Annotated in this window: 1 protein-coding gene; it reads right to left on the bottom strand. The window is 53.1% G+C overall.

Going from position 1 to position 290, the window contains the following annotated elements:
• Positions 1-290 (bottom strand): terminase small subunit (locus Q5762_RS37875; protein ID WP_315896852.1); only part of this gene is annotated, 290 nt, incomplete at both ends.

Below are 290 nucleotides of genomic sequence, written 5' to 3'. Positions count from 1 at the left end.
GCCATTTGGCCCTGAAATCTCCTGCTTGTCGGCCAAGCCAAGATCGCGGCTGATAATGTTGGCGTTTAGCAATCCGGCTGCTGCGGCAACAAACTTTTGATCACGAATAACCTGTTCGGCCCAAGACATGACGGCGGACAAATCTTGTCGTGTAGCGCGCCATTCACGCCACGTGTCGCCGGTTACGTCTATGAACAAGCATAGCCCATTCAGCGTGAAGGCCCGGACCTTCTTCAAGTCCGTGTGGATAATGTCGCCCTCATATGAGAACGCCTTATCTTCATTCAGCG

The sequence above is a fragment of the Streptomyces sp. P9(2023) genome (assembly GCF_032436795.1).
Lineage (GTDB): Bacteria > Actinomycetota > Actinomycetes > Streptomycetales > Streptomycetaceae > Streptomyces.
The sequence above is the reverse complement of the archived record's forward strand: the minus strand, read 5'-3'. Positions and strand labels throughout refer to the sequence as shown.